Origin of the sequence: Shewanella sp. SM68, assembly GCF_025653925.1 — a bacterium.
Lineage (GTDB): Bacteria > Pseudomonadota > Gammaproteobacteria > Enterobacterales > Shewanellaceae > Shewanella > Shewanella oncorhynchi.
Window position 1 is genome coordinate 115021 of the sequence record NZ_JAKKRU010000005.1, and the last position, 15047, is coordinate 130067.

11 protein-coding genes and 1 pseudogene are annotated in these 15047 nt (G+C 45.7%); 7 read left to right on the plus strand and 5 right to left on the minus strand.

The genetic code is table 11. The features are described 5' to 3' along the window. Positions 1–7: 7 nt before the first annotated feature. Positions 8–544, minus strand: coding sequence for a ribosome biogenesis factor YjgA (gene yjgA / locus L5M40_RS10310; RefSeq protein ID WP_198573074.1), 537 nt, complete (start codon positions 542–544; stop codon positions 8–10). 437 nt (positions 545–981) lie between these two features. Here yjgA and pmbA point away from each other — a divergent pair, with 437 nt between their 5' ends. Next, the gene (pmbA, locus tag L5M40_RS10315; RefSeq protein ID WP_105251299.1) at positions 982–2325 is read left to right on the plus strand and encodes a metalloprotease PmbA; all 1344 of its coding nucleotides are present in this window, start codon (positions 982–984) and stop codon (positions 2323–2325) included. A gap of 250 nt (positions 2326–2575) precedes the next feature. Here pmbA and L5M40_RS10320 read toward each other — a convergent pair whose 3' ends face one another. Next, entirely contained in the window at positions 2576–4702 is a 2127-nt protein-coding gene (locus tag L5M40_RS10320) for a TonB-dependent receptor (RefSeq protein WP_263256623.1), read from the minus strand. Positions 4703–4947: 245 nt separating this feature from the next. After that, entirely contained in the window at positions 4948–5796 is an 849-nt protein-coding gene (locus L5M40_RS10325) for a substrate-binding periplasmic protein (protein WP_317629548.1), read from the minus strand. 266 nt (positions 5797–6062) lie between these two features. Between L5M40_RS10325 and L5M40_RS10330 the strand changes: the two genes are divergently transcribed. Together L5M40_RS10330 and fumC are read left to right on the plus strand one after the other, a co-directional pair. Beyond that, entirely contained in the window at positions 6063–6287 is a 225-nt protein-coding gene (locus tag L5M40_RS10330) for a ribosome alternative rescue factor ArfA (RefSeq protein WP_131523432.1), read from the plus strand. A gap of 209 nt (positions 6288–6496) precedes the next feature. Next, positions 6497–7900, plus strand: a pseudogene (fumC, locus tag L5M40_RS10335) (class II fumarate hydratase). Between the two features lie 237 nt (positions 7901–8137). On the opposite strand, the gene rimO reads toward fumC, so the two are convergent. After that, positions 8138–9556, minus strand: coding sequence for a 30S ribosomal protein S12 methylthiotransferase RimO (gene rimO / locus L5M40_RS10340; RefSeq protein WP_263176093.1), 1419 nt, complete (start codon positions 9554–9556; stop codon positions 8138–8140). Positions 9557–9973: 417 nt separating this feature from the next. Between rimO and L5M40_RS10345 the strand changes: the two genes are divergently transcribed. The 4 genes from L5M40_RS10345 to L5M40_RS10360 all read left to right on the plus strand — a co-directional run bounded on the left by L5M40_RS10345 (position 9974) and on the right by L5M40_RS10360 (position 13855). After that, the gene (locus L5M40_RS10345) at positions 9974–10687 is read left to right on the plus strand and encodes an oxidative stress defense protein (RefSeq protein ID WP_263255282.1); all 714 of its coding nucleotides are present in this window, start codon (positions 9974–9976) and stop codon (positions 10685–10687) included. Between the two features lie 204 nt (positions 10688–10891). After that, positions 10892–11668 (plus strand): EAL domain-containing protein, encoded by a 777-nt coding sequence (locus L5M40_RS10350; protein ID WP_113940061.1) that lies wholly within the window; start codon positions 10892–10894, stop codon positions 11666–11668. A gap of 140 nt (positions 11669–11808) precedes the next feature. Then, positions 11809–12660 (plus strand): class I SAM-dependent DNA methyltransferase, encoded by an 852-nt coding sequence (locus tag L5M40_RS10355; protein ID WP_105251307.1) that lies wholly within the window; start codon positions 11809–11811, stop codon positions 12658–12660. Between the two features lie 616 nt (positions 12661–13276). Then, positions 13277–13855 carry a porin family protein gene (locus tag L5M40_RS10360; RefSeq protein ID WP_105251308.1) on the plus strand — a complete coding sequence of 193 codons (579 nt, stop codon included), beginning with the start codon at positions 13277–13279 and terminating at the stop codon, positions 13853–13855. Between the two features lie 512 nt (positions 13856–14367). Here the strand turns inward: L5M40_RS10360 and L5M40_RS10365 are convergent. Then, entirely contained in the window at positions 14368–14814 is a 447-nt protein-coding gene (locus L5M40_RS10365; RefSeq protein WP_263256626.1) for a zinc ribbon domain-containing protein, read from the minus strand. Positions 14815–15047 lie beyond the last annotated feature (233 nt).

The following is a 15047-nucleotide window of genomic DNA, read 5'->3' on the forward strand; positions in this document are numbered from 1 at the left end:
AAGTTAATTAGTCTTGGATTTCGCTGCGTAGATATTTAAACAGCTCTTTAGATGATTTTGACTCTGGGCTTTTGGCCAGTTCTTTGGTGGCTTGACGCACCAAAGTACGCAGTTTTTGTCTGTCTAATTGCGGATAATGCTCGACGACAGTTTGAATCTCATCATCACCTTGGGTGAGTAAGCGTTCACGCATTTTTTCGAACATTTGTAACTTAGCGGTCTCGTTGTTGTTTTTATTCAAAACGATAGCGAGTGAAGCCTTGATAGGCTCAATATCAAAATTACGCATCAATTTGCCGATATACTGCATGTGGCGACGATACGCCTCAGTATTGACCTTGATTTTGCGTGTTTGCAGGATAGCGTCGTACAAAAACTCATCCAGCTCGATTTTATCTAGCTGAGTCTTGCTCAGTGAAACAAGCTCCATACCGACTTTTTGCACGGCTTCGCTATCACGCTTGTCCGTTGTTTTGCTGCTGACATAATCTTCATCTATGTCGTAGGGCTGTTTAAAATGTTCTGAATCACCAACAATCTTCATATAGATAAAACCTCAAGTAATTTACTGGCTAATAATAACATCTCCAGCCAAAAATCGCCTAGGTGAATGTGTTTATACCCAAGCTACCTGAAGATACGAGTTTCAGAGCGCCTAGGGTGCTTCAATTCAAGGCGCATCAATGACAGAATGTCGGCCACCTTTTGAATTGGTGCGACACGGAAGTGGAGTGCCCTAGACGCTCCGTCCCGGCGGGTTTTAACGCACTTTATGCCGTGTTGGTTATTTTTAACTTAGTCCACTAGGTCTGCAAATAACCGCCTTGCCTAAAGTGCGTTAAATTCCCGCTGAATCCTGCATCTTCAGGTTGTTTGGGTATAGGATACTCTCTCAAGCCTAAGTCCGCCGCGAATAATTAATGTGAATGGGATTTGTGTTTGTTATGCTACGGCAATTGCCGACAACGAAAGAGTAGCTTTGTGTCTTTGAACAGAATCGATAGTGAATTGGGCGCGCTGAAAGATGCGGTGGCCGTGGCGCTGGAATATGCCAACAAATTAGGAACGAACGCTGCCGAAGTGGCGATCAGTAAACAACAAGGTTTGTCGGTTTCTACCCGTTTAAAAGAAGTTGAAACCGTTGAATTTAATAAAGATGGTGCCTTAGGAATTACGGTTTACCGCGATGGTTGCAAGGGCAGTTCATCGACGTCGGATTTAAGTCCAGAGGCCATCGCCCTCGCGGTAAAAGCGGCCGACGATATCGCCCGTTATACTTCTCCGGATCCATTCAGTGGTCTTGCCGATAAAGCCTTGATGGCAAATCAGATCCGCGATCTTCAACTGTATTATCCACAAGATATTTCCCCCGATGAGTTAGCGCAACTGGCAATCCGCGCCGAAACTGCGGCGCTCGATGCCGATCCACGTATCAATAATTCCGACGGCGCCAGTGCCAATGCTCACACTGCGGTTAAAGTGTATGGCAACAGCCACGGTTTCTTAAACGGTTATTGCAGCTCGCGTTATAGCTTAAGTTGCAGCGTGATCGGTGAAGATAGCGAAGGCAATATGCAACGGGATTACGATTACACTATCGCCCGTAAATTCAGCGAGATGCTTGCACCTGAAACGGTAGGTTTAAAGACCGCCGAGAAGACAGTAAGCCGCCTCGGTGCGCGCAAGATCGCGACGACGCGTTTACCCATTTTATTAGCGCCAGATATCGCCACAGGGTTAATCGGCCACTTTATCGGTGCGATCAGCGGTGGCAGTTTATACCGTAAATCCAGTTTCTTATTGGATTCGATCAACACCCAAATCTTCCCCGATTGGTTTAATATCGAAGAGCAGCCGCATTTACTGGGCGCATTGGCAAGCGCGAACTACGACAGTGAAGGCGTGGCGACCCAAGACAGACGCATTATTGACCGCGGCATGTTAGAAACCTATTTGCTGACCAGTTACTCGGCGCGCAAGTTAGGCTTAACCAACACGGGCCATGCGGGCGGTATTTATAACTGGACGCTCGGCCACACTGGCCAAACCTTCGACGAATTGGTGAAAGACATGGGCACAGGTTTGATTGTGACCGAAGTCATGGGCCAAGGCGTGAACATGGTAACGGGCGATTATTCCCGTGGTGCGGCGGGTTTCTACGTTGAAAACGGTGAGATCCAATATCCAGTGGAAGAGATCACTATTGCGGGTAACTTAAAAGAGATGTTCCGTGGCGTGCAAGCCGTGAGTAAGGATTTTGATCTGCGCTCATCGATTCGTACCGGCGGTATCTTGTTATCTGAAATGAAGATTGCGGGTAACTAATCCATAGTGTCACTCGTTCAGCCGTGCTGCATAGTGCGCTTAAGTCGTCTCAGTGTTTTAGTGCCAGTGCTTTAGTATTAGTGGCATGAATGTGGTTTGAGCATAAAAAAGGGCAAGCGATTAATCACTTAATCTGCTTGCCCTTTTTGTTTAACGTTCGGATTAGATCTGTTCGACCTAAAAGCCGTGCAGTTAAAAACCATGTGGTTAAAAACGATGTTGTTAAAAACAGTGCCTTTAAAATCAGTCGTTAAAATGCATAACTTGCGCTGAGTTCAAACGAGCGACCTGCACCGGCAATCTGGTTAAAGCCATTGGTATTATCGGCCTTAAATTCAGCCACACTCACGCCGCCCAGTGGCAGCTCATAGTAGCTGTCGAACAGATTATTCACGGCGAAGGTAACAGTCAGATCCTGCCACTTCATACTGCTGTTCAAATTGAGCAAGGAGTAACTGTCGGTTTCATTTTCAAGGCGGCGGTCATCTACGCGATCTTTGGTCGCAACCCATTGCCATGAAAGACTGTTTTCCCATTGACCTAACTGATGTTGCAGTGCCAGCTCAGTTTGCAACGGCTTGATTTGATATAAAGGTTCATCACCTTCATCTCGCTCGCCACGGGTTACATTCACTTTGCCTAACACTTGCCATTTACCTGTGCTGGTTTCGGCAAACTGGTAGAGCGCATTAAAACGTGCGCCATAGAGATTGGCATCTAAGTTAGTGAATTGGAGAATATTGCGTTTGCCATCAGGCGAACTGGTGCGATTGAAGCTACCAATGACTTCGGCATCGACATAGTTAGTTACAGCTGTGTACCAAGCCGTGGTCGAGACTTGCCAGCTATCATCGTTATATTTGTAGGCTGCGCTCAGGGTATGGGCGGTTTCTGGTTTAAGATCCGGATTACCCACATAACCATTACCATCACCATACCAACCTATCATAGTGGTCGCCATAGTGCCGCGGCCCCAGCTGTAACGTTCGTACAGATTCGGAGCACGATTCTTGCGGGCTAAACCAAACTCAAGTTGTTGATTGGTCGATAATTGATAGCGCGCCAGTAAGGTGGCATCGATCAGATTATCATCACGTTTTCTGTCCATCGCATTAAAGGCTTTTGCCGCTTCGGCGTCGACATTGGGCATGCCCATCATAGGCATGTTGCTATAAGCTTGGACTTCACCTGTATTGGTGGTGACATACTCAAAGCGAACACCCGCCGATAACCACCAGCTTTGACTTAAATCTTGCTGCCATTCGCCATAAACGGCGGCACGTTTTCGCTGGCCATCGTTGATGTTGATGTAGTCATTGGGCGCCATCATAGTGCCAGGCACCGCAGGCCAAACATCGTCGAGCCGGTAGCTATAGTATTCTTGGCCGACCAGTAAGGTGCTGTCATCACCCATTGGCAAGCGCCAGTGTAGTTGATAGCTGTAGTCATCACCTTCAGTGTTCATTGGCATCTTGCCGGTTTTTTCTGGAGTGAAAAAGCCCATCTCGTGTTTCACGCCGTGCCAGTTTACTTGGGCACTGAATTCACCGTCATCGTCGAGTTTGAGTTGATAACGGGCGAGGGCACCGTAACTCTTGTTATCCGTCATATCCATGTATTGGTTAGCAAAACCTTGGAATGGAATATTTTGGTGGGTCAATTTGATGGCAACTTCTTGAGTCTCATCGCGCCATGCGGCGGTCAGTGCATGGTTTTGTGCGCGGTACAGGGTATCGATGACTTTATCGCCATTGCCATCTTTATAGCTGTTGGCATCTTCATAGGCGCCTTGATAGCTAAGACTGACATTTTTGCTTGCGACAGTGGCGTTGGTGCCGAGTAATAAGGTGTCACTCACACTGCGATATCCAGTTGAAATATCGCCACTATTCCACTTGATAGCCTCGCTTTCACCAAATTTAGGGTTAAGGCTGCTAACCTTGATCACGCCCGCAATATTGTCACCACCCGCGCTGACTGGCGATACACCCGCAATAACTTCGGCTGTAGTGATTTGATTGGCGGAGATATAGGACAGCGGGGGATTCATTTGGTTTGCACAGGAGGCAGTAATGTCCGCACCATCGACCAGCACTTTGATGCGATCGCCCATCATGCCATTGAGGATAGGTAGGGCGGATACGCCGCCCGCTTCGGAGAAATCGACTCCTTGCCCTTTCAGTAGATTTTCAGCCGAGCCTAAGGCGTTACGGTTTTCGGTCTGTTGGCCATGGACCTCTAAGCGTTCAATATTGGCTAATTCACTATCGTCAGCCATGGCCTGTGGCGCTAGCGATAAGCCCATGGCGATTGCGAGGGATGAGGAAATTACTGAAGTTTTAAACGGGTGAGATAAATACGCAGAATTTGCAGCCATCTTATTGTCTTCCATTCACTTGGATTAATTGCGCTGCATTATAAAGAGCATCTCAGTGTGGCAGGTGCGGCATATTGTCGCAGAGGGTAACAAAGCGAGTTAAAACATCAGAATATGGCTTGAGCAGAAGACAAGTTTTCCACTTTTTAATCAGTTAGGCATGATTCACTTAGCTCTTTATTGGTATCTCAATTGATAAGAGGTCCAATAGAACTCTGCGTTAGCGGTACTTTTTGTGATTTAAGCTAGCCAAAATACTTGCTATACAAGCGCTGAGTTTCACCTTGGGAATCCATAGCGGCGAGTGCTTTGGCAAATTCAAAGACTTTAGAATCTGGTGTTAACACTGTGGGACTGTTATCTGGGCTGATGGGGATATCGGCGCGATAGTTGGGGTTGTGTCTACCGCGGTAGTGGCGGCTTTTTTTCGAGAAACCGAGGTACATTTCCTGCGGTAATTCGCTGTAGTGATAGTGGAGTTTAAACTGGCTTTGGTCGCGATTTTTGAGGTAATAATGCAAAGTGGTTTGATCATAAATAAAAAAGTCCCCTTGGTTTGAAAGCAAATAATCCAAGGCCTTAGGGACGGTTAACTCAGGCGGTTTGCGTACCTTGATTTTGTCGGGTAAGCCGCCAAAGTCATAACTGCCGGGGGCGATTAAGAGGGTCATCTCATTATGGGCTAACTGTTCAATGGAGCGAATATCGGCGGCGCCAGCACGGCTAATGCCAATCGCCCGTTGTGAAAGTCCATTGGGGATAAAATGCGCGTATTGAGCTCGCTCTTCGGTGAAATTAAGGCCGGGATAAAAATCAATATTGCCGAGTTTGAGATCCCGCAGAATACGTAATTTAGGTGCGCGCACCACATTGAGTTTGCAGCCAATCTTGTCCGCCGCCGCTTGGTAGAGTTCGTGATAAAATCCCGTGTTATTGGACTCGTCTCCAATAAAGGGTAAGCGTTCGCTGGTGCGATACCCCATGGTCATCACGCAGGAATCTGAACTGGAAAAAGCGTTGGCAAGCGGGGCTTGAAGCGTTATCAGTAAAAGCAGTGCGCCGAGCCAAGGTTGAGCGACTAACACGGATGTCAAATTGATCTCCTTATCTGTCGATTACAAAGTGTAACCTGAGTGCCAATAAAGGTTATGGCAAAGTCCACTCACTAAACCTATTAATAAAATCTTATTGATTATTAAGCTAATATATTATTTTTGTTTGAATAATCTATCATACTTTCCTACTAGTCAAAGTCATTTTTTATGTTGGAGTGCACAAACTCTGTACATCTGATTTGATTGCGTTATAGTTTGCGCTGTTAGGCTATGGGCTTAACTTTCATTAAGCAGCGAGGCATAAAATGACTAAGCAAAAACCGCAAAATATGCCCTTAGAACACGAAAGTGGTCGAGGCACCATTACCGACAACGCACTAAAAGCGTTAGTGACGAGTCCCTTGTTTAGGACCCGCACCGAGAAAGCGAAAAAGGGCAAAGGGTCATACGACCGTAAGGCACAAAACCGAAAGGGGCATCAGCACAAGGGCGATGCCCCTTTTGACTTTCTAGGTCTGCGCTTTTGCTAATCTGCTTTTTTACTGCTTCAGTTCGCTGTTTTAGTCTGCTGTGTTAGTACCTCGTTAATCCTGCCAATTCATGCTCCTCCACCAGCCTTTACGCCAATCTTTACGCTTAAATCAGCCTTATTATTGATACTCCTTGTTGGAGGTTAATTGTACTTTCGCCCTGAGCGAGTATGGTGAACGCTTAGAGCGTTTTAGCGAAGGAGATGCACATGGCACAGCAATATCGAGTTGAACACGACACTATGGGTGAGGTGAAAGTCCCCGTCGATTGTTATTGGGGCGCACAAACCGAGCGTTCGCGGCAGCACTTTCGTATTGGTGCTGAGGCATCTATGCCTGTCGAAGTGATCCACGCTTTTGGCTATTTAAAGAAAGCCGCCGCTATTACCAATCAACAACTTGGCACTTTGACTCAAGCTAAAGCTCAACTGATTGCCCAAGTGTGCGATGAGCTGATTGCAGGCGAACTCGATGCGCAATTTCCTTTAGTGATTTGGCAAACGGGTTCGGGCACACAAACCAATATGAACGTCAATGAGGTGATTGCCTATCGCGGCCATGTGCTCTCGGGTGGGCAACTTATTGATGCGGTTAAATGTTTACATCCCAATGATGATGTTAACCGCTCGCAATCTTCCAACGATACTTTTCCCACCGCCATGCACATTGCCGCCTATCGCCAAGCGGTTGAGCTCGTTTTGCCCTGCATGAGGTTATTGCAGCAGAGCTTGCAGGATAAGGCCGAGGAGTTTGCGCACCTAGTTAAAATCGGTCGCACGCATTTTATGGATGCAACACCGTTAACCTTAGGCCAAGAGTTTTCGGGTTACGCCGCGCAGTTAAGTCATGCCATCGAAGGCATTGAGCACAGTCTTAAGCGGGTGGCCGAGTTAGCTTTAGGTGCGACCGCCGTCGGCACTGGGTTGAATACACACAAGGATTACGCCGTTAAGGTGGCGGACAATATCGCAAAACTCACGGGTTTGCCCTTTGTGACTGCGCCGAATAAGTTTGCAGCCCTTGCTGCCCACGATGAATTAGTCGCCCTATCGGCGGCCTATAAAGTGGCGGCGGTTAGTTTAATGAAGATCGCAAATGATATTAGGATGTTAGGTTCTGGCCCGCGCTGTGGCATTGGTGAGTTATTACTGCCTGAAAATGAACCCGGTTCGTCGATCATGCCGGGAAAAGTGAACCCGACTCAGGTCGAGGCTATGACTATGGTGTGCGCGCAAATCATGGGTAATGATGTCGCCGTTGGGATTGGCGGCAGCAATGGTCAGTTTGAGCTCAATGTGTTTAAGCCTATGATTATCGCTAATGTACTGCAATCGGGGCGCTTATTGGGGGATGCTTGCCAGTCGTTTAACGATCACTGCGTGGTCGGCATAGTGGCAAATGAACCACAAATTGCTAAGCATGTGGAAAACTCACTCATGCTAGTGACGGCGCTGAATCAACATATCGGTTATGAAAAGGCCGCTAAGATAGCCAAAAAAGCCCATAGCGAGCATAAGACTCTGCGCCAAGCGGCATTAGAACTTTAGTTTGTGACAGCAGAAGAATTCGAGCTTTGGGTCGATGCCAATAAGATGTTGGGACCCGATGCTTAATTCATAACGTCTCATCCTAGCTGCTGATAAATCAGCGAAATTGAGGCTGGCAATGAATCAAGATAGTGATCCAAGATAATGAAAAGAAACAGTGTGATGAGATAGTGAGGCCAAACAGTGGAGTAAGGATGCTGAAGCATTCGCAGTGTTAATGTTTACGGTGCATCGAATGATAAAAAACAAAAAGCGAACCAGAGGTTCGCTTTTGAGTAATAGCCTGTCCTGTATCAGAACAGCTTAGTCTTGGGTGTCAGCGTCGACTATTTCGGCCCACAGATCGTGTTCGTCTGAATGGGTGATGCGGGCACGAACCAACATACCTGGCTCAAGTTCAGTTTCACCATTGATAAACACCATGCCGTCGATTTCTGGTGCATCGGCGAAGCTGCGGCCAATGGCGCCTTCTTCGTCGACATCGTCAATCAGAATATCTAAAGTACGGCCAACGAAACGGGCCAAACGCTCGGCGCTGATCTCGGCTTGGAGTTCCATAAATCTGTGGTATCTGTCTTCTTTCACTTCTTCGCTGATAAGCTCGGCGATAGTGTTGGCGACAGCGCCATCGACTTCAGAATACTTAAAGCAACCTACGCGGTCGAGACGAGCTTCTTTCAAGAAATCGAGCAGGATTTGGAAATCCTCTTCGGTTTCACCTGGGAAGCCGACGATGAAGGTTGAGCGGATCACCAGATCTGGGCAGATTTCACGCCAGCGTTGAATCGCTTCTAACTGACGGTCAACACGGCCTGGACGCTTCATCATCTTGAGGATGCGCGGGCTTGCATGCTGCATTGGAATATCCAAATACGGCAGAATCAAACCTTCGGCCATCAAGGGGATCAAATCGTCAACCCATGGGTAGGGATAGATATAATGCAGACGCACCCAAGCGCCCATTTTACCCAGTTGGCGCGCTAGGCTAGTAATGTCTTGCTTGACTGGCATACCGTTCCAAAAATCGGTACGACCGCCTTTGTCTTTGCCGTAGGCCGAGGTGTCTTGGCTCACAACTAGAATTTCTTGTACGCCTGATTCCACTAAACGCTTAGCTTCATCTAAGATGCTGCCCGCTGGGCGGCTGTCGAGATCGCCACGTAGCGAAGGGATGATGCAGAAAGTACAACGGTTGTCGCAACCTTCTGAAATCTTTAAATAAGCGTAATGCTTAGGCGTTAACTTAACCCCAGTTTGTGGGATTAATGAGGTGAAAGGGTTGTGCTCTGGCTTAGGCACGTACTTGTGAACATGCTTCAACACCGCTTCGTAGCTGTGTGGGCCAGTGATTTCTAACACATCAGGGTGCACTTCGCGGATTTGGTTTTCTTTAGCGCCAAGGCAGCCAGTGACGATCACTTTGCCGTTTTCTTCTAAGGCTTCACGCACAGCATCCAGAGACTCTTCCACCGCAGCATCGATAAAGCCGCAGGTATTGACGATAACTAAGTCGGCATTGTCGTAGCTGTTAGTGACTTCGTAGCCGTCGATGCGTAACTGAGTCAGAATACGCTCTGAATCCACGAGGTTTTTTGGGCAGCCCAAAGACACGAAACCGATGCGATTCCCAGTGGCAACAGCATTAGTGCTTGCTGCTTCTAATGTTTTGACTGGGATATCAAGCGTGGTCGTTTGCTTGGGTTTAAAAGTTTCAACTGTCATGGTTTCTCGCTGAGGTATAAGCCGCCTTAAAAAAGTTGGCGGATTATACCTGAAGTGATTAAAAGGTACAGTAGCTTTGGCTGAAAAGTGTACAACTGGGGCGCTGAATATGCCAGTTAACCCTAAGGCCTATTTTGGGTGTGGATATAGGAAGACAAGCCAAAGATCCAAGGTCGAACTCATCTGGATAAAAAGCGCTAAACATTTTTCAGAAAAATTAACCCTTTTTAAAATTGGCCACGTTTATAGGGGCAAGAGACAATTTCTTGATGCTGTTACATATTGGCACAAGTATTGGCACTTTTTACTGATAGCCTAAGCGCTAAATAAGCGACACGGTCGTTTTAGCCGTCTCGTTTTGAATATGCGTTCTATTTGAAGTGGTTTAGGTATAAGCACATTATTTTGGAGTAAGTTATGAAAAATTCTCTTTTAGCGGTATTGGTGGCGGGTGGTCTTTTTTCTAGCGCGTTTATGGCGCCAGCAGTGATTGCCGCTGAGGTCGATTTCCCGCATATTGAAACCATGGGGGTCAGCCAAATCCAAGTCGAGCCCGATATGGCGGATGTGAATGTGGAAGTGGCCGTGACCGAAAAAACCGCTAAAGCCGCCAAAGATAATTCCGATGCCGCCGTGGCTAAGTTTATCGCCCGTCTCACCGCAGCGGGTGTGACTAAAGATCAGATCCAGAGCGCGAATTTAAATCTTCAACCGCAATATGTGTATGTGCAGGATAAAGCGCCAGAGCTGACGGGTTATACTGCCAGTCGCCAAATTACCGTGACGGTAACAGACTTAAGCCGCTTGAATGCTATTTTAGATTCTGCCTTAGAAGAGGGCATGAATCGGGTCAATAACATCGCCCTTAAGTCGAGCAAAGAAGCTGAATACGTCGCCAAAGCACGTCAAGCTGCGATTGTGGATGCCAAACAAAAAGCCGAATCTTTGGCTAAAGGCTTTGGTGAAAATCTCGGTAAGATTTGGCAGATCCGTTATTACGATCAACGCCCTGTGCAACCTGTCATGTTACGCATGAGTGCTAAAGCCGATGCCATGGGCGCCGCCGAGAGTTATCAATATGGTCAAGTGAGCATAGAAGATAGAGTTGAAGTGGTTTATAAACTGAAGTAAATCAGTCAGAGGCCTATGGTGATGGATGAAGCTCCTATTGAGATTCATCCATTTTTTTATGCCGTTTACAATCGTTTTATATTTTTGGAAATAGCATTCTTCACTCTATATGTGATGGATTTTATTAGGATGATGAACAGTAAAAACTGGCAAATTTAAGTATTTATCCTCACACTAGTAAGGTTAATGTTTAGGAGGCCGTTTATGGATTTTCCCGCTCGAATAAAGCAACAAACTTGCATGGATTGCTTAAGTGGTAAGTCATTAGGATTTGAAATTCGAATGGCATTTCAACCTATTATCCATTGGCCTAGTCGTGAGATTAGCGGTTATGAAGCCCTGGTCCGAGGCCCTGATGGTGAAGGGGCTGCGTGGGTGTTTGAGCGGATTAATGAAAATAATAAATACTATTTTGATCAGGCTTGCCGTGTTAAAGCGATAGAAACCGCTTCAAAACTGGGACTCGATAAGATGCTCAGTATCAACTTTTTACCTAATGCCGTATATAACCCTGAGACCTGTATCCGCGCGACGATTGAAGCCGCCGACATGTATGGGTTTGATATTCACAAAATCATGTTCGAAGTGACTGAGGGCGAGCAAATTGTTGATCGGGCAAAATTAGTCCGTATCTTCGAGAGCTATGCTAAGCGTGGTTTTATCACGGCAATCGATGATTTTGGCAGTGGTTTTGCTGATTTAAGCTGGCTCGAAGCCCTGCGCCCTCAAGTATTAAAACTTGATATGACCTTGATCCGTGATATCGATCTTGATAGAGAAAAGCAGTTAGCCGTGGATGAAATACTGCGTATTTGTTTAGAGCTTAATACAAGAGTTTTGGCCGAAGGCATTGAGACTGAAGCCGAACTTAATTATCTCGCTGGAATAGGGATTGAGTATTTTCAGGGGTATTATTTTGCCAAACCACAACTCGAATATTTAAGTTCCTATGAAGAGCTGAGCTTTCACGCCCCAAAGTAAATGGTTAGGTGGATTGATATCGTTGCACGATTAGAGTGATAACACCTGCTGAGACTCGATGGATAATTCTTTGTTTCTGATATCGGCTAACTGATATATCATGCGCCACCTAAAATTGCCCTTGTTACCTACTCGCTACTATGTCTTCCAACGCGCTCTATACCGATTTATCCGGTTATTACGATTTAATGTGTTCCGATATCAACTACCAGCAACAGAGCGCGAGCATCCATCGTCTGCATCAGTTCCTCGGCAATAATGGTAAGCAACATCTTGATTTAGCCTGTGGCACTGGTCCACATGTGCGGCATTTTATCGACCTTGGTTATCAGTGCAGTGGCCTTGATATTAATCAGCCTATGCTAGACATGGCCATGCGTCGTTGTCCTGAAGCTCAGTTTAACCTCCAAGATATGACGGCTTTTTATTTAGAAGAGCGCGTCGATTTGATTACCTGTTTTTTATATTCCATCCATTACAGTGCTTGCATCGAACGCCTTAAAAGCTGTATCGCCAGTGTGCATAGCGCACTTAATGACGGTGGGCTGTTTTGTTTTAATACTGTCGATAAGCACAGAATCGATAACACAAGTTCGGTTAAGCATTTTGCCGAGTTTGATGGTAGCCATTTCGCCTTTGAATCTGGCTGGCATTACAGTGGGCAAGGTGAGAAACAGTCATTAAAGTTGAGTATTGCCAAAAGCAGTCAGCCGTTTGCTGAGGTCTCGCCTTTACCTGTCTCTGATATGAAAGGCTTAGGCTCGCTGGAAGCTGGGTTACACGCCGCAGGTTTGCAAGAAGTGGGTTTACAAGAAGTCCACAGTATTGAGCAATGGCAAGACCAACATGCTATGGTCGCTACCAGCTTCACTGAGCTGCAGGAATTATTAGCGCCCTATTTTGAAGTGCATGTTTTCGAACACGATTATGAAAGAATTGTCCCGTGGGATTTAGCATCAGGTAATGCGCTGTTTGTTTGCGTGAAGATTTGACCTTCTGTTGAAGTTTGGTAACAGAAGGTCTGCTCATAATGTCAGTGTGACTTGTTAAATCTCGCTTCTCTTTCAGTCTGTTTTTATGTAAACCCAAATGAAAGTAGTGGGCTTCATTCTTGATTTTTCATCAAGAGTCGACCAAAAGGGGAAAGTACCAGTTCCCCTTTTGGATATTCCTTGCCAAATAACGTCCATGTTTAACAATCAGTTCGTCATCCATAACTCTTGTTCATAACGCTGCCGCACAGTATTCCCGTTAAAGCTTGCTTTAATAAACTTGCTTTAATAAAGAAGTCGCACAATAGAAATGATAATAGAATTAATTGAATGTAATAAAGTTGTATGTTTATTTTATTGCCTATGAAATAGTTACAATTTCACAGGCAATAAATACATTAAGACAGAATTAGCACGGCTTTAGTGTAAGTATGAAAAAAGTTTCATGTGTTTTATAAAAATAGTTAACTCGAATTTAAAATATTAAAATAAATCTATAGTGTTGATAAGTATGGTTATTATTTTCATTATGTATTGATCTGAGTGTGGTTTTTCGAGGTTGGCATTATTTTTGTAGTGTCCTTAGTGTATTTAAATAATTAACTAGGAGTACTTTATGAAAAATCCCATTCTTACTTTAGCTGCCATTATTTCTTTAGCCTCTTTTAGTGCATATTCTCATGCTGATAACATGAGCAACAGTGATGCCGCAGAAAACGGAATCTATGTCGGCGCTAACTACGGTTATTTAAAAGTCGATGGCGATGATGATTTTGATGATAATAGTGATGTAATGCAGGGTCTTGTTGGTTATAAGTTTAATAAATACCTTGCTCTTGAAGGTAGTTACATTAACTTTGGTGATTATGGTAATGGTTTAGCCAATGCCGAAACCGATGGTTATACGGCAGCCCTTAAAGTCATGCTTCCCATTGCAGACCGAGTTGAGCTATATGCTAAAGGTGGTCAGTTATGGTATTCGACAGATTATGACGTCGTCGGTTTTTCTGGCAATGACGATGGTGAAGGTGTATTCGCCGGCGCCGGTGTGGCATTTAAAGTCACAGATCGATTTTTAATTAATGCTGAGTATACTTGGTATGATGCAGATATTAATGTCGATAGCGTCGCCAATGGCGGGAAAACAGATACAGACTTTAATCAAGCCAGTATCGGTGTTGAATATCGCTTCTAATTATTTGTTGTCGATATTTATAATTTAAATATTAATTATTTAGGTGTGACGCGCTAAGTGTCACACCTTTTTTATATGGTTAATATGTCTCTCATAGTTTTTTTAAAGCAAAGTCAAAATCAAGGTCGTGGGGCTTCACCCCACACCCGACCAAAAGGGGATCAACAGCAATTCCCTCTTGGATCTCCCTTGCCGCTCCCTAACGGAGTTGAAAGCCCCTTGGGCAATTAGCGCCCTTATGCTATCGCGTCAGACGCTCGTCCCTGATTCGACTGACGCTATCTCGGCATCCATGCCTCGATCACGCAACGAACGCTAATGCCCTGCGGCAACTCCGAGGGTAGGTGACCTTCTATTGCCGCGGTATTGGCCGTAATCCCAAGTGAGTGATACATGTCCTATCTTTTCTGTTCAACGTCCTTCAACAACTTGGCAGTGGAGAGTGAACTTCTGTAGCCACTGTGTTGCTATTAATCCCAAAAGAATTTTGCTTGTCCCATCTTTGTATCTCATTACTTTCGCCACATTTTTGCATAGAAGCTGCCCAACTTTCTTCCGAATACCTCTGCCCTTGATGGTGTTGCCGCGATAGTTATTGGTGAGGTGAACGCCGTCTCGAAGGTATGTCCGCAGAATCTACATACGGCTGCGGCTGCTTTTACATGCTCTGCGCACTTGGGACAGACTCTTTCAAGTTCTGTGCGGGGGGCCAACACGTACGTTACAGTGAGAGTTCCAGCAGGCTTCACTATTAGCATGTAGATAAAAACCAAGATGCCGATCAGGATAAAGCAAAGCAGCAGTGCGATGACAAACGAGCCGCACCCGTAAGAGCCCGCAGTCCACACTTGGCTGCTCGATGTGTAGCCACGTTTTGCCATCCTTTCCGCATCTTCCTTGTATTCAGATGTAGCCTGTTCCTGGCTTCCCTTATACGTCTTCACCACTGTTTGCTGCATGTTCTCTCTCTTGTTTAACCTAACGAATCGTATAGTTTTGCCAAAGGGCTGAGACGCTCAATACCCAAATTTAGTGCATAAAACTGTGCAGAGGGTTGACGTCACGGTCTGCGCTTTTTGCTGGCGATAACGTTTATTTGTTGCACTTAGCCGATTTGCAGCAGGAATAAGATAAAGCCATCATTCTAAATATTTGCTAGGTGCGTCCTGATTCGTTCGCAAGTCTAGGAGGC

Bases quoted from the DNA above. Each gene is read 5' to 3' on its own strand.
- yjgA (WP_198573074.1), bottom strand. From the start codon at position 544: ATGAAGATTGTTGGTGATTCAGAACATTTTAAACAGCCCTACGACATA.
- L5M40_RS10320 (WP_263256623.1), bottom strand. From the start codon at position 4,702: ATGGCTGCAAATTCTGCGTATTTATCTCACCCGTTTAAAACTTCAGTA.
- L5M40_RS10330 (WP_131523432.1), top strand. From the start codon at position 6,063: ATGACTAAGCAAAAACCGCAAAATATGCCCTTAGAACACGAAAGTGGT.
- rimO (WP_263176093.1), bottom strand. From the start codon at position 9,556: ATGACAGTTGAAACTTTTAAACCCAAGCAAACGACCACGCTTGATATC.
- L5M40_RS10345 (WP_263255282.1), top strand. From the start codon at position 9,974: ATGAAAAATTCTCTTTTAGCGGTATTGGTGGCGGGTGGTCTTTTTTCT.
- L5M40_RS10350 (WP_113940061.1), top strand. From the start codon at position 10,892: ATGGATTTTCCCGCTCGAATAAAGCAACAAACTTGCATGGATTGCTTA.
- L5M40_RS10355 (WP_105251307.1), top strand. From the start codon at position 11,809: ATGTCTTCCAACGCGCTCTATACCGATTTATCCGGTTATTACGATTTA.
- L5M40_RS10360 (WP_105251308.1), top strand. From the start codon at position 13,277: ATGAAAAATCCCATTCTTACTTTAGCTGCCATTATTTCTTTAGCCTCT.
- L5M40_RS10365 (WP_263256626.1), bottom strand. From the start codon at position 14,814: ATGCAGCAAACAGTGGTGAAGACGTATAAGGGAAGCCAGGAACAGGCT.